General features: G+C 47.9%; 23 protein-coding genes and 1 rRNA gene. 22 read left to right on the top strand and 2 right to left on the bottom strand.

Features of this window, described 5'->3' with window-relative positions; translation table 11 throughout:
- Nucleotides 1-55: 55 nt before the first annotated feature.
- The 3 genes from MH144_RS24550 to MH144_RS24560 all read left to right on the top strand — a co-directional run bounded on the left by MH144_RS24550 (nucleotide 56) and on the right by MH144_RS24560 (nucleotide 4,759).
- Nucleotides 56-745, top strand: coding sequence for a DUF6483 family protein (locus MH144_RS24550; protein ID WP_239304945.1), 690 nt, complete (start codon nucleotides 56-58; stop codon nucleotides 743-745).
- A gap of 111 nt (nucleotides 746-856) precedes the next feature.
- Entirely contained in the window at nucleotides 857-2,131 is a 1,275-nt protein-coding gene (locus MH144_RS24555) for a class I SAM-dependent methyltransferase (protein ID WP_239304946.1), read from the top strand.
- 261 nt (nucleotides 2,132-2,392) lie between these two features.
- On the top strand, nucleotides 2,393-4,759 hold the full coding sequence (locus tag MH144_RS24560; protein WP_239304947.1) for an O-antigen ligase family protein: 2,367 nt from the start codon (nucleotides 2,393-2,395) through the stop codon (nucleotides 4,757-4,759).
- A 154-nt stretch (nucleotides 4,760-4,913) separates the two neighbouring features.
- On the opposite strand, the gene MH144_RS24565 is transcribed toward MH144_RS24560, so the two are convergent.
- Nucleotides 4,914-5,261 (bottom strand): dehydrogenase, encoded by a 348-nt coding sequence (locus MH144_RS24565; protein WP_095292492.1) that lies wholly within the window; start codon nucleotides 5,259-5,261, stop codon nucleotides 4,914-4,916.
- 161 nt (nucleotides 5,262-5,422) lie between these two features.
- Between MH144_RS24565 and uptA the strand changes: the two genes are divergently transcribed.
- From uptA to MH144_RS24650, 17 genes are all read left to right on the top strand, one after another.
- Complete coding sequence (uptA, locus tag MH144_RS24570) at nucleotides 5,423-6,037, top strand: undecaprenyl phosphate transporter UptA (protein WP_239304948.1); 615 nt, start codon at nucleotides 5,423-5,425, stop codon at nucleotides 6,035-6,037.
- Nucleotides 6,038-6,039: 2 nt separating this feature from the next.
- Nucleotides 6,040-6,609 (top strand): thioredoxin family protein, encoded by a 570-nt coding sequence (locus MH144_RS24575; RefSeq protein WP_239304949.1) that lies wholly within the window; start codon nucleotides 6,040-6,042, stop codon nucleotides 6,607-6,609.
- Between the two features lie 6 nt (nucleotides 6,610-6,615).
- Nucleotides 6,616-7,248: an MBL fold metallo-hydrolase gene (locus MH144_RS24580; protein WP_239304950.1), complete on the top strand. Its 633-nt coding sequence runs from the start codon at nucleotides 6,616-6,618 to the stop codon at nucleotides 7,246-7,248.
- 298 nt (nucleotides 7,249-7,546) lie between these two features.
- Nucleotides 7,547-7,834: a hypothetical protein gene (locus tag MH144_RS24585; RefSeq protein WP_239304951.1), complete on the top strand. Its 288-nt coding sequence runs from the start codon at nucleotides 7,547-7,549 to the stop codon at nucleotides 7,832-7,834.
- A 97-nt stretch (nucleotides 7,835-7,931) separates the two neighbouring features.
- Nucleotides 7,932-8,471 (top strand): RNA polymerase sigma factor SigY, encoded by a 540-nt coding sequence (gene sigY, locus MH144_RS24590; protein ID WP_343226111.1) that lies wholly within the window; start codon nucleotides 7,932-7,934, stop codon nucleotides 8,469-8,471.
- A 2-nt stretch (nucleotides 8,472-8,473) separates the two neighbouring features.
- On the top strand, nucleotides 8,474-8,812 hold the full coding sequence (locus MH144_RS24595; protein WP_239304952.1) for a DUF5345 family protein: 339 nt from the start codon (nucleotides 8,474-8,476) through the stop codon (nucleotides 8,810-8,812).
- Entirely contained in the window at nucleotides 8,805-9,020 is a 216-nt protein-coding gene (locus MH144_RS24600; RefSeq protein WP_239304953.1) for a sigmaY antisigma factor component, read from the top strand. Before MH144_RS24595 ends, MH144_RS24600 begins: the two co-directional genes overlap by 8 nt.
- A 143-nt stretch (nucleotides 9,021-9,163) precedes the next feature.
- The gene (locus MH144_RS24605) at nucleotides 9,164-9,547 is read left to right on the top strand and encodes an ATPase (protein WP_095292512.1); all 384 of its coding nucleotides are present in this window, start codon (nucleotides 9,164-9,166) and stop codon (nucleotides 9,545-9,547) included.
- Between the two features lie 220 nt (nucleotides 9,548-9,767).
- Complete coding sequence (gatC, locus tag MH144_RS24610; RefSeq protein ID WP_175395353.1) at nucleotides 9,768-10,055, top strand: Asp-tRNA(Asn)/Glu-tRNA(Gln) amidotransferase subunit GatC; 288 nt, start codon at nucleotides 9,768-9,770, stop codon at nucleotides 10,053-10,055.
- 28 nt (nucleotides 10,056-10,083) lie between these two features.
- Nucleotides 10,084-11,541: an Asp-tRNA(Asn)/Glu-tRNA(Gln) amidotransferase subunit GatA gene (gene gatA, locus MH144_RS24615; RefSeq protein ID WP_095292518.1), complete on the top strand. Its 1,458-nt coding sequence runs from the start codon at nucleotides 10,084-10,086 to the stop codon at nucleotides 11,539-11,541.
- Nucleotides 11,542-11,567: 26 nt separating this feature from the next.
- The gene (gatB, locus tag MH144_RS24620) at nucleotides 11,568-13,007 is read left to right on the top strand and encodes an Asp-tRNA(Asn)/Glu-tRNA(Gln) amidotransferase subunit GatB (RefSeq protein ID WP_095292521.1); all 1,440 of its coding nucleotides are present in this window, start codon (nucleotides 11,568-11,570) and stop codon (nucleotides 13,005-13,007) included.
- 140 nt (nucleotides 13,008-13,147) lie between these two features.
- Complete coding sequence (locus tag MH144_RS24625) at nucleotides 13,148-13,612, top strand: GNAT family N-acetyltransferase (RefSeq protein WP_239304954.1); 465 nt, start codon at nucleotides 13,148-13,150, stop codon at nucleotides 13,610-13,612.
- A gap of 33 nt (nucleotides 13,613-13,645) precedes the next feature.
- Nucleotides 13,646-14,356, top strand: coding sequence for an MgtC/SapB family protein (locus MH144_RS24630; RefSeq protein WP_239304955.1), 711 nt, complete (start codon nucleotides 13,646-13,648; stop codon nucleotides 14,354-14,356).
- 147 nt (nucleotides 14,357-14,503) lie between these two features.
- Nucleotides 14,504-15,103 (top strand): hypothetical protein, encoded by a 600-nt coding sequence (locus tag MH144_RS24635; RefSeq protein ID WP_239304956.1) that lies wholly within the window; start codon nucleotides 14,504-14,506, stop codon nucleotides 15,101-15,103.
- Between the two features lie 20 nt (nucleotides 15,104-15,123).
- Nucleotides 15,124-16,527: a DUF4097 family beta strand repeat-containing protein gene (locus MH144_RS24640; protein ID WP_239304957.1), complete on the top strand. Its 1,404-nt coding sequence runs from the start codon at nucleotides 15,124-15,126 to the stop codon at nucleotides 16,525-16,527.
- Between the two features lie 171 nt (nucleotides 16,528-16,698).
- Nucleotides 16,699-17,121 (top strand): peroxide-responsive transcriptional repressor PerR, encoded by a 423-nt coding sequence (perR, locus tag MH144_RS24645; protein WP_024631328.1) that lies wholly within the window; start codon nucleotides 16,699-16,701, stop codon nucleotides 17,119-17,121.
- A 115-nt stretch (nucleotides 17,122-17,236) separates the two neighbouring features.
- Nucleotides 17,237-18,985, top strand: a complete 1,749-nt coding sequence (locus MH144_RS24650; RefSeq protein WP_239304958.1) for a glycosyl hydrolase family 18 protein — start codon at nucleotides 17,237-17,239, stop codon at nucleotides 18,983-18,985.
- A 140-nt stretch (nucleotides 18,986-19,125) separates the two neighbouring features.
- On the opposite strand, the gene MH144_RS24655 is transcribed toward MH144_RS24650, so the two are convergent.
- Nucleotides 19,126-19,524 carry a YgzB family protein gene (locus MH144_RS24655; RefSeq protein ID WP_239304959.1) on the bottom strand — a complete coding sequence of 133 codons (399 nt, stop codon included), beginning with the start codon at nucleotides 19,522-19,524 and terminating at the stop codon, nucleotides 19,126-19,128.
- Nucleotides 19,525-19,655: 131 nt separating this feature from the next.
- Between MH144_RS24655 and MH144_RS24660 the strand changes: the two genes are divergently transcribed.
- Complete coding sequence (locus MH144_RS24660; protein ID WP_239304973.1) at nucleotides 19,656-20,528, top strand: nucleotidyltransferase-like protein; 873 nt, start codon at nucleotides 19,656-19,658, stop codon at nucleotides 20,526-20,528.
- 450 nt (nucleotides 20,529-20,978) lie between these two features.
- Nucleotides 20,979-21,060: ribosomal RNA gene (locus tag MH144_RS24665) — 16S ribosomal RNA — on the top strand; the annotation flags it as partial.

Genomic DNA, 21,060 nt, shown 5'->3' on the forward strand with positions numbered 1-21,060 from the left:
TTAAACTAGCAATAATGGACGATGATCCGACTGAGCGAATGAGGGGGCATATTTGATGTTCAGAAAAGACTATCTGCTCCGCATGATGGAGGAAATGACCGAGGCGATTGGCAAAGCATTTACACTCAGACAACAGCGGAAACACACGGAGGCGCTGTCGGAGTTGGACGAGCTGCTTCGCAGGCAGTTTGGCATGAATTTGTCTTTGCTGAATTCTCTCCCTGCAGAGGATGTCATTGAAATGTTTCGTTTTCGCGGAGTCATTGAAGTGGACAATCTGCAGCAAGCCGCACGGCTGATTGAAGAGGAAGCTTATATTTATGGAGAAAAGGCCAGAGTGGAAGGCATCGATGATCAGGAGAAGCAGGATTCAGAGGATGAAGGACTTATCCGATTAATGAAATCATTACACTTTTATCTGTATGCCCTGAATCATGGTGCCAACCCGAAACTGCTGGATGCACCGGAACGCGTGCAATCGATATTGGAACAAACGAAAGAATACGAACTTCCTGCCCGTACGGAAAAACAGCTTGCGCTGTATCAAGAACAACATGGGCGATATGATCTGGCCGAGAACAGCTGGTACCGCGTCCTGCGGGTAGGTGAAGGACATCCCGTGAATTATCGAGAAGATGTGAAGGCCTTTTACGAACGATTGAGCAAGCTTGAAGATGGGCAACTGGAACAGGGCGGCCTGCCACGTCAGGAAGTGGAGGAAGGTCTCGCTGAACTCACCCGCTAATCGGGGAACAAACCAGTACACAAATGGAATAAGGCTTGTTAGGTGTCTTCACTTGGAGCGGCACCGGAATTGTGGTATGGTTACGGTTGACCAAACCAAATCGAAAGTGAGATGTACCCCGTGGATTCATTGCGAAAGCTTATACAAGACATCTTTGAGCAGAATTCGCTGATTACAGCGACCTGGAGCCAGCTGCGCAGACGGGACAATGTCTCGTATACCAAAGTGCAAGTCAAGCCGGTAACGCTGAAGAATCAGCTGCATTATCAATTCGCATTTCATTATAACAACAAAGTGCTGCACGAGAATTTGACTTCGGCTGAAGCCATAGAACGTATGACTTTGCTGTGCGAAGAGACGTTTCGTCAAGGGCTCCTCTGTACGACAGAGGCAGATTATCAAATTTTGATCAGCAAAAAATATAAAGTATCCATTCTGACCAAATCCCCATCCAAGACGTCAGTGGATCTCTCGCATAACCGTAAGAAGCAATACGTGCTGGAAGAGGGAGTCCCTGTCTCGTTCCTGGTTGAACTGGGAATTATGAATGAAGAGGGCCGGGTATTGGCTCGCAAGTACGATAAGTTCAGACAGATCAATCGTTTCCTTGAAATGGTACAGGATGTCATTCCGCATCTGCCTGAGGGACGTCCGCTTACCATCGTTGATTTTGGCTGCGGCAAATCCTATCTGACCTTTGCCCTGTATCACTACTTGTCGGTACAACAGCGCAGATCGCTGAAGATCATCGGTCTTGACCTGAAAGCCGATGTCATTGAACATTGCAACGCTCTTGCAAACAGGCTGCACTATGGTGATCTGAAGTTCCTGGTTGGTGATATTGCAGACTACGACGAATTGAATGAAGTGGATATGGTCGTGACACTGCATGCTTGTGATACGGCAACAGATGCGGCACTGGAGAAAGCGGTTCGTTGGGGCGCTTCAGTCATACTGTCCGTACCGTGCTGTCAGCATGAATTGTTTGACCAGATCGAATCGCCGGTCATGAATCCGTTATTGTCCCATGGTATTCTGAAGGAGCGCTTTTCCGCACTGGCTACAGATGCCATTCGTGCGAAGCTTCTGGATCTGATGGGTTACAAAACGCAACTGCTGGAATTCATTGATATGGAGCATACACCCAAAAACATTCTGATTCGTGCTGTACGTGGACAGGCAGGTCAAACGGCTGATATGTGGAAGGAATACACAGAGTTCCGTGATTTCATACATGCGGATCCGTATTTGGAGCGGGCTTGTGCAGATCTGCTGCCGGGTGGTGCCAATCCGATTGTAACAGCAGAGGGCGATGTAGCGGAACATAATGCAGATCGTCCAAGCGGGAAATCGACAACCGGCCCAGACTCCTGTGACCACTGCTAAATGTCGAGAAGCTCTAACCATAGTTGGCGGAAGGTCTGCCATGTCCAGGAATGGACATACTGGTATGAGGGTCCCGCTATGGAAACGAATAAACGATTGTGCTTTATTTGAATGGAAATGATGACGACTAGACATAAGACAGAGACCCTATGAGGGTCTTCTGTCTTTTTTTATATGTCATGCGTGTTAAGAGAGAATGAAATGCGCTTGGGAGATTTGTAATGTTTGTTCAATAAAAGAAGATGGAAAGGAGGTGGGCAGTTGCGACAGCAGAGAAACGGCAATCATACGGCTGAGCATCAGCAGGATAAGAATCGGTCAGAAATAAAGATGAATATTTGCGGCACAGCGCCAGTATTGGGTACAGATGCAGGAGATCTGGACTTGAGTAGCAGGCTTAAACAAGTGAAGACGAAGACGTTTGCGATGGATGCGTCGGCATTAACGATGGTACTGGGCGTGATGGGTACGATCATGTTGTTGGCTGCATGTATGTATCGGGGTCTATATTTTCCTTCCGCTGTGTACGGGGTCATTTTGTTTTTTTCGGGAACCTTCCTCATGGGAGTGATCATGCTCCTTCTGTTACGTGTAATGCGGAGTAAGAAAAATAAAACACTGAAAATCCGCATAAATCGTGATATTGACAGTAATGAAGAAATGAAGACACGTGATCTGCATATGAATCTTAATGGCTGGATCATCTGGCCCATCATCATGATGATTTGTTATGGCCTGCATGCCTGTTTGGGTTCTGTAAGCACTCAGGGCAGCATGGATGAAATGCTGCGGTGGAGTTTGCTGGCTATCTTTGCCTTGCTGGCAGGGCTGCTGGCTTCGTGTGCACACGGCGTGAGATGGTTCGCCGTGGGGTGGCAGGCTGCAGGCAGCCTGCTTGTGTTCAGCGGGCTGCTTGCGGTATGCGGCGTGCTGCCGCTGCCTTTCGCGGTCATGCGAACAGCTGACCCCGAGATTAGCTCCGCCGGTGCCAGGCTCGGCGGACTGCTGCAGTATCCCAATGCGTACGGCGCCGTTGCCGGCATGTACGCATTGGAGCGGCTGGCTGCAGTCACGCGTGCCATGGCCCGTCCCGTGACGGCCTGGCGCCTTATCGCGGCAGCGCTGCCGCTTATGCCCGCGCAGGCTGCGCTCCTGCTGAGCGAGTCGCGCGGCGCCTGGCTGGCGACCGGCCTCGCCGCCAGCGCCTTCGCTTGGCAGCGGCGCGGAGACCGCCTGCCGCTGCTGCTCGCCATGGCCGCGCCCCTGGCGAGCGCGGCCTGGCTGTACCGCCAGCTGGTTGCTGCCCAGCTGGCGCCTGCACCCGTGCCCGGCCTGCTGGCACTGGCCGGGGCATGGGCAGCTGCGCTGCTTGGCACGCTGCTGCTGTGCCGCCTGTGGCACAGCGGCGCCAGGGCACGCACCGCTGCCTTGACGGCCATGGCACTGGCGGTGACCACCGCCGCCATGCTGGCCGTGGCCTCCACCGCCGAACGACTCGCGGCAGGTGTCGGCACGGGGCTGTCCCGCCTCCGCATGTGGCGGGACGCCCTGGAGCTCTGGTCCGGGGCCGCATGGCTTGGCCACGGGGGAGATGCATGGCGCAGCATGTTCCGCGCCATCCAATCCTCGCCGTATGTCGGAGGCGAGGTCCACAATGGCCTGATCGATATTGCCCTTGATACGGGCCTGCTCGGCCTAATAATCATCTGCGCCTGGTTTGCTTTTACCATTCGGAATACCGTGAAATACGCATCATGGTTGATGCCCTCCATGCTAGTTTTTGTTTTGCATGGGATCATGGATTTTGACTGGAGCTTCACATTGGTATGGATGCTGTTCATCTGGCTGGGAGCATGGTCATACGCATATAAAAATGAACAGCGTATAGCCATTACGGACGAGCATACCGTAATCCAGGAGAGACAAGTACCAGTAGCTGATACGAACGAAAGATCCGTACAACCATCGCTTCTGTCCAAGGAGTTTTCATATCAGGCTGTGCGGCGAACAATGCGAACAATACCATGGTTGACTGCCCTGGCGATCCTAATTTGGCTTGGGGGAACAGTCTGGCTGGCCGGGCGTAATAACTTGGCGGAAGTAGAGTATCGTTTGGTTAGATCTGCACCACAAGAAATGAATCAGCATAGGGCCGAATTGACAGCTGCATTTCACGCGAATCCATACCGGCCCGAGATTACCATCTCTCTTTCGCGTACTCTTTCAGCCAATGATGCAGAGAAACTGCTGCTGAGCAGCTTGTCCCACTCCCCGGCAGAGCCGCAGCTCTACCAGGAACTGGGGAAGCTTGCAGCCCAAGCAGGGCAGGGAGCGCAGGCCGGCAAGTACTTTGAACAAGCAATTGCATTGAATCGGTATGATAGCCATATTCAGTCCGCTGCCTTGTACTGGATGATTCATGCATCACGTCAGGAATGGGCTGCCGGTTATACGAACCGAGCCAGGCAGACCGCCGCTGCAGGTGTACGAATGTATGAGCATTACGAACAGTTGAATGCAAGAGTGGCTGCAGCGAAGACACGTAATGATCGCCAATTCACCTTAGATGACAATGCTGCCATTTACATCACTCAACTACGTATTCTTGCGTCGACTGCCATTCCTTAGGGATGGACCAGACAAACAAACTACCTGGGTTTAATGCCGCCTGCTTCTGCTTCTGCTTCTCTTAAACATGAATAATGGCGAAGCTGCTCAAGGAACATTTCTTTGTTTCTCAGCGTGCTTCTTCCTGTAGGAAATGCATTGAATCGTCTGTATTCTACAGACGATATCCGCCAAATGCCTGCTGAAATGCAGCCTGAAGCGGTTCAATGTCCACATTCCATAGAGAAGCTATATCTGCACTGACGTCATTGTTCCACCACTCACATAATTTCTTTCGATTGTCCCGGTTTTCACCGATCCAGAGCAGATTGGCAATCACCTTTCCATAATAGAGTTCTTCCGCCTGTTTCATCTGATCGGGAGAAATGTAGACTTTCAGCCGTTTCGCAGTCCGGTACAGCTCCTTGCTGCAAGCTCTGCGAATCCCTCTTGCGGAAGGTAATTTCTGGCTAGGGTTGCTATGTTTGACCGGGGGAGTGCCGGGTGTTGATTTGGGTGACATCTTCTCACGCTCCTCTCCCGATACCATATGCGAAGGATGACTTGCAGGACACTAACCCGGTTCGGGGAAGTAGCAACAAACTGCAGCCCTGTGCTAAAATAGGGACGAACATCCATGGTGCTGCGGAGCACCGCCAATCAGGATGAAGAAAGAGGGTCGAGATGGACGTTATTCATAACATTGTCGGTCAATTGTTCGACTGGATTCAGAGCCTTGGATACTTTGGAATTATGCTGGGATTAATGCTCGAAGTCATCCCCAGTGAAATTGTACTGGCATATGGAGGATTTCTCGTTTCACAGGGCAATATCAATTTCTTAGGTGCAATGATATTCGGTACCGTGGGCGGTGTAATAGCCCAGCTCTTTATTTACTGGATTGGCCGTTATGGCGGCAGACCTGTGCTTGAACGTTACGGAAAATACATACTGATCCAGAAAAAGCACATCGACCATTCCGAGGAGTGGTTTCGCAAGTATGGTACAGGTGTCATTTTCACGGCGCGTTTTGTTCCGGTTGTGCGTCATGCCATCTCGATTCCTGCAGGCATATCTAAAATGCATACAGGCAGGTTCATTCTGCTGACAACACTTGCTGTTATACCTTGGACTGCATTGTTTATATATTTAGGGATGGTACTCGGAGACCAATGGGAACATATTAACGAAAAAGCAGCACCTTACATTATGCCGATTTTGCTTGTTGCACTCGCACTTATGATTATTTATGTACTTATTAAATGGATGAATGTTCGAAAAAAGAGAGGAAGTGTCTAGTTATGGGTAAACCAAACTTGTCTCACAAATTCGGTAAGGGTCTGCCTCCGAAGGAATTCATTGAGAGCATGACCAAGAACCAGAGCGAATTTCAAAAGAACTATGACAGCTTCACATGGTCAAGCGAAGAGGATCGCGAGTTCTTCGAGAGCTTGAATCACCGCGATGATCTGCGCGTTTTGATTTTGGCTGCTGACTGGTGTGGAGATGTTGTTCGCAACATACCTGTGGTATTCCATGCGCTGGAGATCTCGGGCATTCCAACCGAAGTTCTTATTATGGAAAATCATCCTGAAGTGATGGATGAATTCCTTACGATGGGCGGTCGTTCCGTACCTATCGTTATTTTTGCCGATACAGGCGGACATGTGCTGGGCCAATGGGGACCACGCCCTCAGCATGTACAGGAAGTCATGGTTGAATTTAAACGCGAGAATCCGGATCGTGATGCAGCTGATTATCAGGAGAAGATGGCTGTGGTACGTCAGGAAATCGGTAAACGTTATGGGGAAGGAACGGAGTCGCATGCAGTCATTATCCGTGAACTGCGTGAACTGATTTCGGGTTACTAATCCAAGATGCTTAACATTCGTACATTTACACTCGGTCCGCTTCAGACGAATGCTTATCTGCTGCAAGGCGAAGATCCGGGAAAAGCCGTTATCATTGATCCAGGTATGAACCCGGGTCCGCTGCTCAAAGCTATTCAAGGCCTGGAAATTGAAGCGATTTTGCTGACACATGCTCATTTTGATCATATGGGTGGTGTGGACGAAATTCGCAAATTGAAGGGCTGTCCAGTCTATTTGCACGATCTGGAGAATGACTGGCTGACCTCTCCCAAACTGAATGGATCGTTGAACTGGCCACAGGCTTCACCGCCTCTTTCGACAGATCCTGCAGAATATGCGATGGATGAAGGACAGACCCTCCATTTTGTTGGGCATACATTTAAGGTATATCATACACCTGGACATTCCCCAGGCAGCGTTAGCTTGCTGTGTGGTGATGATTTGTTTGCAGGAGACGTTCTGTTCCGCATGGGCGTAGGGAGAACAGATCTGACGGGTGGACGGGAACGGGACTTGATTGATTCGATTCAAAACAAGCTGTATACCTTTGCGGATGAAGTGAAGGTGTACCCTGGTCATGGCTCTAAAACAACCATCGGTTATGAGAAGCAGAATAATCCTTACGTTTCCGCAAGATGATCGACATTTAAGTGAAGAAAGTCTGGACAAGTGACAATTTTTTCATTAGAATAGCAATTAGTTGTTACAAGCGTTAAGGCATCATCTATCTAAAGCTTTGAATAGCAATACCCTAACTTGCGAAGCACGCAGACTGTGGTCTATACCCGGTTTGCGTTCTTTTTTTGTTTTCAGCAATATTTGCAAGGGAAGAGTCATCCAGATACAACTTACATAAGAAGAGTCATAATAATGCAGACCGCTTTGGATTTAAGTAGCAAGTACATGGAATTGAACCTTAGAACGTAGCATTTAATTTGTGAAACATGAGGAACAGGAGAGCGAGGAAGAAGAAGTGGAGAAGAAGCGAGTGATACCTTTTGTACAGCGCGCCCAATATTCATCGATTGAAGAGAGCCGCCGTATGATGGAGATGGGTAAGTTTGAATTAGCGACAGAGCGTCCTCAATTACATAACTACAGAAGCAAGGCAATGAATGAACCTTTGGAACAGCAGCAAAATATATGGAGAAGTCGAGTTTTGAGCAGTGGATCCCGCAACCAGCCGTGGTTCGACAAGCTGCAGGAATACCGGAATGAAGTCTGATTGCCCGGGAAATTGTCGGCTTCAGATTTTTTTGTGATTCATTTGAACGTTTATGCAGAGACTGTCGTATTAACACAAGAATGAAGGGGAAGCAGAGGTGAAGAACCAGATGGAAGCAGCCGAACTAGAAGAGGTCCGAAGGGCTGCAGCAGGAGATGATGGTGCGCTGGCGGCGCTGCTTCAACGTCATTATGCTTTCGTGTACAAATATTTGGTCAAGGTTACGATGGATCCAAACGCTGCTGAAGAAACCGTTCAGGATACGATGATTCGATGTATGGAGAACATTCATCGTTATGACGGTTCGTCTGCCTTTTCATCATGGATGATTACCATTGCTACACGCATCTATATTGACAAGACAAGGCGTAAGAAAAGAGAAAATGGTTGGTTGAATATGATTCGTAGTGAAGCCGTTAGACGATTCCGGTGGCAGTTTGAGAGCAGGAATGAAGAATGGACGGACGTCATGGATGCCATGACCAGATTAACGCCGGAACACCGTGTTGCTGTTCTGTTGAAGCACTATTATGGCTATGGCTATGATGAGATTGGGGAAATGCTCGGTATTCCAGCCGGAACAGCGAAATCAAGAACGGCCTATGGCCTTCGTCAATTGAGAAAGGAGTTGGGATAAGCATGAGCAGGACGGATGGACAAGATGAGCAAGAGCTCCTCGAACGACTGCAGCAGCAGATGAAAGTGCTGGATGATGCATATGAGCCCGTCAGTATACCTTCATTGGCCTCGCTGGAAGTGCAGGTCAGAGAACGAAGACGAATCAAACGCCGCAAGAATCTGATCGAGATGATTTTGTTCTGGGTGATCGGACTGATGGTCATTGCTTCTGGGGCGCTGCTGTTCCTGTCTGCTCCAGCTCTTTATGTGGGTATTCAGGCTGCTGGTGTAGCGGCAGCAGTGACAGCAGCAATCATATGGGCGGGCAAACATCGGAAGGAGGAGGCTTCTCATGAATAATATGCATTATGCGTTGGATGAGATCTCTCCGATCTGGATGATACTGATCGCAATCCTTTTGTTCGTGCAAGGGACGTGGATTTTTCAGGATGCACGTAAACGTGGGCGTTTCCCCTGGTTATGGGGATTATGGGGGATCACCGGATTTCCGACACCACTCATTGTATATTGGTTCGTAGTTATTCGATCAGGTCGCAGAAGAACCTGACCTATATAATGGAAGGCACTCTGGTGATAAAAAAGGATTTTACACAAATATGTTGTTTAATTCTAGTAATCGTAGACATCGTTATTCTTTTCTAGTAGACTATACAAATAAATATGAAAGATAGACTACCAGGAGGTTAGACGATGCTGCGATTAGGAGAAAAGGTTGTCATCGTCGCGGATGCGTTTGAGCAGAATCTTCCTGTGGGGGAATATGGTTACATCATCGCTTATGACCGGAATCCGGACAATGCGTTCGATTACGTGCTTCGAGTGCCGCAGGTGAACCGGAACTTTTTTGTTCCATCCGGCGACGTCGATCTGGAAGAGGTTCTGCTGAAGCAGGAAGCTGAGCGGGTCGAGCGAGAAGCGTTGATAGATTACGCCCTTGCGACACACAACGAGAAACTGTTTCATCATCTGATGAACGGAGATATTCAAGCTGTGGAAGAGGAAGAGGAAACCGCGAACGATGTTATGTCACAGGCGGATTTTATAAAGCAGGTTAATCTGCGTGCATGGATTTAAGATCTAGAGAGTCGGCTGATGCCGGCTCTTTTTTGATCATTGCATGAACTTCGTAGAATGGGGTTATTTTGCTTATTAGACAAGTCAGGTCATTTGCATTGAATTGTCGAACCATCTCCCCTATAATGAAAAAAGTTATCTTGGGACTTTAGCCCGTTAAACGAGCGATTCGTTTCAGGCAGTTTCGGGAAGTTGAACGAAATGAAGGAGGCATCCGGAAATGAGTATTTCGAATAATGACGTTCAGCATGTGGCCAAGCTGGCCCGGCTCAATTTGACTTCTGAAGAAGAACAGACGCTTACAGGACAGCTGAACGCGATTTTAAAATATGCAGAGAAGCTGAATGAGCTGGATACAGAGAACATTGAGCCAACGACTCACGTTCTGCATGTCAGCAATGTGATGCGTGAGGATGAAACGAAGGAAAGCCTGTCAATCGAACAGGTGATGCGCAATGCACCGGAAGAAGAAGACGGGCAGTTTAAAGTGCCTGCTGTAATGGAATAACGGATAACCGGAAGGAGGACGAAATACCGTGAGTTTATTTGAACAATCGTTGCCTGAGTTACATAACAAGCTGCACGCCAAGGAATTGTCGGTCAGCGACCTGGTGGACCAAGCATATCAGAACATTAGTGCACGTGAAGACAAAGTTAAGGCATATCTTGCGCTGGATGAGGAACAGGCTCGTTCCCGTGCGCGTCAGCTGGATGACCGGCTCGTCAGTGGCGAGGAGAAAGGTTTGCTCTTTGGATTACCGGTAGGTATTAAGGATAATATCGTTACGAACGGACTGCGCACGACATGCGGCAGCCAGTTTTTGCGCAACTTCGACCCGGTGTATGATGCAACGGTTGTCGAAAAGCTGAGAGCTGCAGATACAGTGACGATCGGTAAACTGAACATGGATGAATTCGCCATGGGCGGTTCAAATGAAAATTCAAGTTTCTATCCTGTGCGCAACCCATGGGCGCTGGATCGTGTTCCAGGTGGCTCCAGTGGTGGTTCTGCGGCTGCAGTGGCTGCAGGCGAAGCGTACTTCACGCTTGGATCTGACACGGGCGGTTCCATTAGACAGCCTGCTTCGTATTGCGGCGTTGTCGGCATGAAGCCGACTTATGGACTCGTTTCGCGTTTCGGATTGGTTGCATTTGCATCCTCATTGGATCAGATCGGACCTCTGACGAAAAACGTTGAAGATTCTGCTTATGTACTGCAAGCAATTGCTGGCTATGATGCCAAAGATTCGACATCTGCAAAAGTGGAGATCCCGGACTACTTGAGCGGACTGACAGGTGATGTCAAAGGACTGCGCATTGCCGTACCGAAGGAGTACATTGGAGAAGGTGTTGATCCGCAAGTTAAAGAGACCATTCTCTCTGCCTTGAAAGTGCTTGAGGGACTCGGTGCCACTTGGGAAGAAGTATCCCTTCCGCATACCGAATATGCGGTGGCTACGTATTATTTGCTCGCTTCTTCAGAGGCTTCTTCCAACCTTGCCCGGTTTGACGGCGTGCGTTATGGCGTACGTGCAGATAACCCGGACAACCTGCTCGACCTGTATCACCAATCCCGCAGCCAAGGCTTTGGTCCGGAAGTGAAACGTCGTATCATGCTCGGGACGTATGCGCTGAGCTCGGGTTACTATGATGCTTATTACCTGAAAGCTCAAAAAGTGCGTACATTGATCAAACAGGATTTCGATGACGTATTTGCCAAATATGATGTCATTATTGGACCAACTGCGCCTACAACCGCATTTAAACTGGGTTCTCAGGTGGATGATCCACTCACCATGTATCTCAATGACATCCTGACCATTCCGGTCAGTCTGGCAGGCGTACCTGCAGTGAGCATCCCATGCGGCTTCTCGGATGGATTGCCTGTTGGCATGCAGATTATTGGTAAAGCCTTTGATGAAACGACTGTACTGCGCGTTGCGCATGCGTTTGAACAAAATACAGAATTCCACAAGCAGCGTCCGCAGCTGTAGACTGCCCGGAACGGAGGAATATTGAAATGTCTGCATCTAAATATGAAACGGTCATTGGACTTGAGGTCCATGTGGAGTTGCATACCAACTCCAAAATCTTTTGTGGCTGTTCTACGGCCTTTGGAGCACCACCAAACACCCATACTTGTCCCGTCTGTCTCGGACATCCGGGCGTATTGCCTGTACTGAACCGTCAGGCTGTGGATTATGCCATGAAAGCAGCGATGGCCCTCAACTGTACCATTGCTGATGTCAGCAAATTCGATCGCAAAAACTATTTCTATCCGGATTCACCAAAAGCCTACCAGATCTCACAATTCGATCAACCGATCGGTGAGAACGGGTGGATTGATATTGAAGTAAACGGAGAAACGAAACGAATCGGTATTACCCGTCTTCATCTGGAAGAAGATGCAGGTAAGCTTACTCACGTGGATGGCGGCTATGCTTCATTGGTTGACTTCAACCGTGTGGGTACACCTCTTGTGGAGATTGTATCCGAACCGGAAATTTCTTCACCGGAAGAAGCACGTGCGTATCTGGAAAAATTGCGTGCGATCATGCAGTACTGCGATGTGTCGGATGTGAAAATGGAAGAGGGTTCACTCCGTTGTGATGCCAACATCAGTTTGCGTCCGCATGGGCAGGAGAAGCTGGGAACAAGAGCAGAACTGAAAAACATGAACTCTTTCCGTGGCGTTCAGCGCGGTTTGGAATATGAGCAGTTCCGTCAGGCTGAAATTCTGGATGACGGCGGCGAAGTGGTTCAGGAGACGCGTCGCTGGGATGAAGCGCAAGGAAAAACGCTGACCATGCGTGGCAAAGAGCAAGCGCACGACTATCGCTATTTCCCGGATCCGGATCTGGTGAAGCTGCATATTGATGCTGCCTGGAAGGAGCGAATCAAAGCTTCGATTCCGGAGCTCCCTGACGAGCGCAAAGCACGTTATACTGCTGATTACGGATTGCCCAATTATGATGCAGAAGTGATCACTTCATCCAAAGCGGTTGCTGATCTTTTTGAAGACAGCCTGAAATATACGCAGGATGCCAAAGCCGTATCCAACTGGATTATGGGCGACCTGCTTGGTTATCTGAACAACAGCAATCTGGAATTGTCTCAGGTGCCTCTGACGGGTCAGGGACTTGGTGAGATGATCGGATTGCTGGAGAAAGGCACGATTAGCAGCAAAATCGCCAAAACCGTCTTTAAGGAAATGCTGGAGAGCGGCAAGCTTCCACAGCAGATCGTTGAGGAAAAAGGTCTTGTGCAAATCAGTGACGAAGGTGCCATTCTTGCCATTGTAGAGCAGGTTGTTGCGAACAACCCTCAATCCGTGGAAGATTACAAGGCAGGCAAACAGAAAGCGATCGGCTTCCTGGTAGGACAAGTTATGAAAGAAAGTAAAGGCAAGGCTAATCCGGGTCTGGTTAATCAACTGCTTGCAGATGTACTGAACCGCTAATCCATCCGGTGAGGCCGGACAGAAAGAGGCTCGTCCCTGTGACAGCCTCTTTTCTTATTTCTATAAGGCAAACACATGTGGTAAATAATCATGTACAGTGTAATCGAATTCAGTTGCGTACGAAGGAGATGAGGGCCAGAATGAAGATTCAATTACTGTCACTGAATGATCTGGAGACCACAGGGCAGCTATGGCGGCTTCAGCATGTAGCCTATCGGCTGGAAGCGGAGATGATTGGTTTTCAGGAAATTCCGCCTTTGATGGATACGATCGAATCTCTGCAAAGCTGCGGGGAGACCTTTTACGGCTGCCTGGATGATGAAGAAGAACTCCTGGGTGCTGTTGCAGTGGCGGAGGAAGAGAAGGACACATTGACGATCACACGCATGATGGTGCACCCTGAGCATTTTCGCAAAGGTATTGCAGCCGCATTAATGAGGCATGTATTCGAGCAGTACCCGGATCTTCCGCGGTATATCGTATCAACAGGTACATTGAACCAACCCGCTGTCAATTTATATACCAAATTCGGTTTCATACCTGTAGAGGTTACGTCGATTGCACCAGGTGTGGAATTAACGACATTTCATAAGAATAAACATTAATTATGTGAATTTTTTGAAGGAGGAATACCAGTTTTGGGCAATCCTTGGTTTATCGATGAGTGGCACATTTTATTGCGATTATTACTAGCCATGCTGCTTGGAGGACTTGTAGGTCTGGAGCGTGAACGTTCCAATCATGCTGCTGGTCTGCGTACCCACATTCTGGTCTGTCTCGGGTCTGCACTGATCATGATGTTGTCTGTTTATGGTTTTAAGGATTTTGCCAATGAATTAAATGTGCGGATTGATCCGGCTCGTCTGGCAACAGCGGTTATTACGGGTGTCGGCTTCCTGGGAGCGGGTACGATCCTGTTTACTGGAAAGTCCATTACAGGACTCACTACTGCGGCTTCAATCTGGGTGGTAGCAGCCATTGGACTGGCAGCAGGCGCGGGATTCTTTTTTGCCTCCATCGTATCTACGATTCTGGTACTGCTCAATCTGTGGGTGTTCAACAAGCTGGAGCTCAGGTATATACGAGGAAACAAGCTGCATGTCGTCACCCTGCATACGTTGTCTGAACCTGGCTTCCTGGAACAGGTGTCTTCATTCATGGAGCAGGAGAAGATTAAAATACGAAAAATTACAGTCAATGAGCAGGATCTGGCTTTTGCTGAAGTCATTTCGGTTGAACGAAAGATTGAGATTGTACTCCACGTGCATGTACCACATGAACTTAATACAGTGCAGCTGGTAACTAAGCTAAGGCAATGGGAGCATGTGACCAAAGTATCCATAGAATAAATCCATAAAACCCTCCATAGGCCTGTTGTGCCGGAGGGTTTTTAACCATATCCATATTTCTTCCAGTTACTCTCCGGGCACTTTAGGGTACTATCTAACCAAATGCATGAAGAGCGGGAATGCTATTTCATAAGAAAGGAGCATGTCATGAAAAGAAAACATCCGTCCGGGAAAAGAGGACAAACGGCCAAAACCAAGCCGCTCCGAAATCGGACACACAAATTTATTGCCGGATTGCTCAGTGCGATCATTCCTGGTCTGGGTCATATCTATTTGCGGCTGTATATGAGAGGTCTGACGTTTATGCTGCTTGTGCTGCTTGATCTGTCAGCACTTTTGTATTTTTCATCTATCGGCATACAGATTAATGTGCCTCTTTTAATTTTGCTCGCTTTGTTCATTCCAGTGATCTACTTTTACAATGTATTCGATGTACTGCAATCCGCGGATTGGGTCATGATGCGGAGGCGCAGAGCTGCAACTCAAGGAAACACGGACAGGCCTCTAATGAATGAACGGGCTGTTGGTGAAGCCTTTATGGCATGGGAGCGAGGTGTTTCGTTTGGACTGCTGCTTATTGTTGGTGGCGGACTGATGGTTCTGTTTTTCCGCAAACCTCGCTGGTTTCAGGAAATGCTCGCTCTGTATGGTGGATATGTTTTTGCCGGTGTACTCATTATTGTAGGGCTGATCCTGTTCGGCCGTGAGATCTGGGTCATGCTGCGCAAGAAAAAAAGGTTAAATTAGGAGATGGAGGAGGGAAAATAATGAACCGTAAAGTCCGGGTCGGTCGCTATACGGCTGCAGCCTTAATCGTAGCGGTCGGTGTGCTGTTGATTTTGGATAAACGGTGGGGAACTGACTACGTATATGATATGGTCGACTGGTGGCCATTGCTGCTGATCGCATTGGGTGTGGAATACATACTGCTATTTCTGTGGACGCGCAGCAAGAAAAAGACATCCGGTGATGAGCTGCAGGATGAGAAAGTGAAGATGCGTTTCAGACCGGATGCCAAGGGCATCTTGGCTTCCCTTGTGCTGACGGCTGCCGTATTTATTGTGACAGAGCAGGATCACTACATGCACTTGTGGAACAGGGTGAGCCTTAATCTGGGCGCAGCCTCCATGGACTATAGCCAGGCAGCGGGGTATATGCAAGACAAGGGTACGATTCGTGTGCCTGTTGGTATGGATACTTCCGATCTTGTCGTGCAGGGGGTTAATGGGGATATCTCGGTACAGCGCGGAGATACGGAAGAGATAGAGGTACGAACTGTAGTTTGGGTAGATAAGACATCCGAAGTAGAGGCAAAAGCCGTGGCAGATGCATCGTTTGTTGAAACGGATGGCACCAAGGTTATTCATATTACGGCAACGGGCAAGACTTATGGAGAAAACGATAAAACACAGCCTCGCATGAATATGACGATTACGATACCGGATGATCGGCGTTTTAATCTGGACATTCGTACTTCTAATGGAGCCATATTGTTAAATCGGCCGGAGGCAATTAGCACTATTGTGGCTGAAACGGGGAATGGACGTATCCGGATTACGAATGCAGTAGGTGACATTACGGGCAAAACGTTAAATGGCGATGTGATTGTGGCCAATGCAATGGGTAATGTCGATCTGGATAGCAACCGGGGAGATATGAAGGCCCGTGGAGTTTCAGGAGATGTAGATCTGACGACACAGGTAGGGAGTATTAGCATTACGGATTCAATCGGTGAATTTACTGCTGAAACACGGAACGGAAATATTACGCTGGATGGCGCAAATCTCGCGATCAGGGCTCAGTCTCTGAATGGCAGCATCAGCATCGTTTCTTCCAAAGTAGGCGGGGATTGGGATGTATACAGTGCCGTTGGTGCAATCAGCATTCTTTTGCCTCATCAGGGAGATTACAGTCTGAACGGCTCCAGCAGTTACGGTGATCTGAAGACCGACCTGCCGTTTACAGTGCAAAATAAAACCATTGAAGGCCAGCTTGGTGAAGGGGAATACACGGTTAAAATTGAAGGGAACAGCGACCTCACCATTAATCGCAACCCGGATGTGCCTTCGACGGATACGAACAGTTCAAACCCGGAAGACACCGATGACGATTTGGAGCAGAGCGAAGGTAACGAGGAGAATTCCCAGGATAATACGTCTGAAGTTCCGTAACTGCCGCGTTGACAATAAACTTACAATCGCCGTACAATAAAATAATAAAAGGCAAGGTTACATGGAAGGAAAGATTAAACGTCCTGTTCTTTGTCAAGAATCAACTCTGATGGATAAGATGATAATGGGTCTTGTTTCTTCAGGAGAATGAAAGGTAAGGCGGTGGGTTTTATGGCAACACGTGTCCAACATGCGTTGGAGCATCTGAAGACGACCGGTGTCCGTATTACACCCCAGCGCCATGCCATATTGAATTATCTGATGGAATCCATGGGGCATCCGACTGCCGATGAAATTTACCGTGCGCTTGAACCCCAATTTCCCAGTATGAGCGTGGCGACTGTATATAACAATCTGAAGATGTTTCTGGAGGCCGGCATGGTTCGGGAATTGACATACGGAGATAACTCCAGCCGCTTCGATGCCAATGTGACGGATCATTACCATGTCATTTGTGATAAATGCGGTAAAATTGAAGATTTCAGTTATCCTTCGCTCAAAAGCGTTGAGCTCCAGGCAGAATCAAGTACCGGATTTGAAGTTCACGGACACCGATTGGAAGTTTATGGTGTTTGTAAAAGTTGCAGGGATTAAGAGAGATGAATTACAATATTAGCGTGCAGAATTCAGTTTGAATTCTACACGTTTTTTGTTTTTTTAGATTAAAGATTATGATTTTCTCGCGGCAATGATATCTTCATGATTCAGCATGATTAACGGAGGTAGGCGTTTGAGTAGAAAAAGCAGATATACAAAGCAGAAGAAGAGGCGCTCGTTCTGGCCTGGGTTTTTGGGAGCATGTCTCATTGCAGGCGGTGCATACTGGTTTATAACGAATGTCTGGCTGAACCAGGTTCACGAGGACCCCGATTGGATCGGAATGAATCAGCCTGTTTTTGTGGATGGTCAATTGATGGATGGTGAAGCTTCGGGAACAGGGGAGGAGCTTAAACTGCCGTTGAATGTACTGCAGGAGGCAATTGATCCGGGTATACGTTACGAAGCGGACACGGGGGATATTATTATTGCGACTCCGCAACGTGTGCTTCATATGAAGGAAGGGAGCACCAAGGCTGAGCTTAATCATAAGGATTATCCGATGTCAGTTGAGCCTGAGGTCATTGGAGGAGAGGCATACATCCCCCTTAAACCCTTAAAGGAAGTTTATGGGATAGCCATACAGGAAGATACGACTACGGGTGCCGTATTGTTGATGCGTGGAGGAGACACCATTCAATATGCGGAGATTGATACCTTGTCATCCAAAGCGGATAAAACCATTCCGTTGTACAAACGTGGGGGAGAGTCTTCACCGATAATTGCGGATATGGAACAGAACGCCCGGGTACGGGTATGGCAGACGGGGGATGAACAGAGTTTTGTTCAGTTGGATAACGGCTATGCCGGTTATGTGGATAATAAGTACGTTTCCCTGACAGAGAAAAAGGAGCTGGACAAGCCCAAATTCACTCTGACTGCGGCAGAGAAAAAGTGGCAGAGTAAAACGGTGAATCTAGTATGGGAGGCGGTATACAACCGTCAGCCTGACGTTAGTTCTATAAGCAAGATGCCGGGTGTGAATGTGGTCAGTCCAACGTGGTTCCATATTACGGATGGCCAGGGCAATGTGAAGAGCAAAGCCGATAAAGCGTATGTTAACTGGGCACACCGTTCCGGAATGGAAGTATGGGGACTGATGGATAACAGTTTTGACCCGGATATTACAAAAGAGGCCGTAGCCTCATATGAGACCCGTACGCATATCATCGAACAGATGCTGCAATACGCGCAGACCTATCAATTGGATGGCATCAATATTGATTTCGAGAACGTATATACCGATGATGGCCCCAATATTACTCAATTTGTCCGTGAGATTAAGGCGATGGCACGCATACATGGACTCATGCTTTCCATTGATGTAACTCCAAAATCCAATAGTGAAATGTGGTCCGCTTTTCTGGATCGACGTTCACTCGGTACCTTTGTCGATTACATGATGGTTATGGCGTACGATGAGCACTGGGCTGCCAGTCCGAAAGCTGGTTCTGTAGCTTCGCTGCCGTGGACAGAGGCCTCTATGCGAAAAATTCTTGAAGAAGATGAAGTGCCTGCCGACAAATTGATCATGTCTGTTCCGCTGTATACACGAATCTGGACAGAAGAAACAGACGAACAGGGAGAGATTAAAGTATCTTCCAAAGCGGTCGGAATGTATACTGTTGCTGATTTGATCAAGGAGAAGAAACTCAAACCTGTGTTGGACCCTCAAAGTGGACAGAATTATGTGGAATTTGCTGAGGATGGGGCGACCAAGAAAATTTGGATAGAAGATGCTGTTTCTTTACAGGCTCGTGTAGAACTCATTGAATCACTCAAACTGGGTGGTGTGGCTGCCTGGAATCGCAGTTTTGCTAATGCATCAGCATGGAAGACATTACAACAGGTAAGTCGTTAGAGATAAACGGTTACTGAACTTATCTTTTTATATGATTCGAATTAATTCATTGTCTGAAAAAACGCAAAAAGGCTCGGTATAGATACCGGGCCTTTTTGTTGTTTACTCGTTGATCTTAGATGTGAAGTGAATGAGTGATATTAGCCTTTTGGGCTAATACGGTGATCCGCATCAGAAACAGACGGAGAAGGCGCTTTCAGATGAGGGCGGTTTGTGTTCGCTTGATTAGGATCCAGAGTGAGGATGGTATGGCAGAACATACAACGATCCGTCTTGCCAAGCATCTTGGTCAATTTACCGCATTCAGGGCAATCCACTTGAACAGCACTTGTAGACAACATTCCAGCCCAGAAGTAGATAGCCAGACTAGCCATCATGGCAACTAGTCCGATGACGAGTCCCACGGCTGCAAACACTTTGCCTGCATGTCCCCAAAACACGATTCCGGCAGTTCCCAGTACCATTAGCCCCATGCCTAGCATGGTGAGTAACAATCCCCAAGTGCGAAAAGCATTAATTTTAGCTGATTTAAAAATCATGAAAAATGCTCCTATCGTATGAGTAGTATCGGACCTGGAAAAGAAGGAAACTTTAGTCTGCATGTAGAATTACATTATAACTGACTTGGCGTTTAACTGCCATGAAATGTATGGAGGGAATCGTGGAATTAATGAACCTAGCTTTTTTGTCCGGACAGTCGGAAGAGTCGGGGGCAGTTGGGGCTATCGCTTATTCCCATCCGGGTGAGCGATTCCACGGCTCCCTGATTCAGGATTTCGAATTGCTTGTTCTCATTGTCTGTGATACGGATCAGGTCATATCGAAGGTTGGGCATTACCGTTATGGCGATCTGCGTTATCAAATGATCTATGCGGGCCGTCATCAACTGCAGAGCGGCGTAATAACTGGCGATAATAATAATCTCATGCAATGTTTGATTGAGGGCGAGATCATATGGGAATCAGAAGGTGCCTTGAGTGCCCTGAGGGAAGAGCTATCCGCATTTGGACTGGAACTGCGGGAACAAAAGTTGCTGCATGAATTCGCAAGCTTTCTTAGAATGTATGTGGAGGCCAAGCGGCACATTCAGGAAGGACATGTAGTTGATGCTTATTACAGTGTACTGGAGGCTCTGGGGAACTGGGCCAGGATTGTGTTGATAGAACAGGGAGTATATCCGGACCATGCTGTTTGGACACATGTGCAAAGTATGGATCGTGCACTCTGGAAGCTCTATCAGGAGCTTACGGTAAGTTCGGAGACCCTGGAACAGCGAGTGGAACTTGTTCTTCTTGCCTGTGAATTTTCGGTCATGTCCAAGATGGGTGATTGCTCGGAATTGCTTCTACGGGTAATGAGAAGCCGGAAAGAAGCGTGGAGCGTGGACGAACTGGTCCATCATCCTCAATTAAGATTTGTAGGAGAAGATCTCCCTTTGATCCTGCGGAAACTAGTTCTTCGTTCTATTGTAAAGGAATCAGCCGGTTGGCCATCCCTGATAGGAGGCGAAGGGCGGGAGATTCGATATTGGATCGAAGCCTGAACAAGGCTGTATATTCAATTATTTGGTTTGGCAAAAGGAGGGGAAACCTTCCTTTTTTGTTTGTAATATAAATTAATAAAAACAGGTTGACTCGTACTTATGGAATGTGATACATTATATTTCGTTCCCCAAACGGGCTTCTAGAAAAAAGACTTACGAGGGACAATTAGGGACTAAACGATTTGAAAAAAGAATCGAAAAAAAGTTCTTGACGAAAAGACACTGAATGTGATACATTATTTAAGTCGACGCTGAAAACGCGGTTGATGAAAAAAAGAATCACAAACAACGTTTGATCTTTGAAAACTGAACAACGAGTGAGTATATGATCTTGCTTGCAAGATCAACAAATGAGATTTTTAATCTCGTCAGATTCAAAATGAGCTAATCGCTCTTTTCAATACCTCAGATGATTTTCATAGCGTCTAACCGCGCTGCTGAAATTCATCTTTATTGGAGAGTTTGATCCTGGCTCAGGACGAACGCTGGCGGCATGCCTAATACATGCAAGTCGAGCGGACTTGAAGAGAAG

The organism is Paenibacillus sp. ACRRY (assembly GCF_022346995.1).
Taxonomy (GTDB): domain Bacteria; phylum Bacillota; class Bacilli; order Paenibacillales; family Paenibacillaceae; genus Paenibacillus.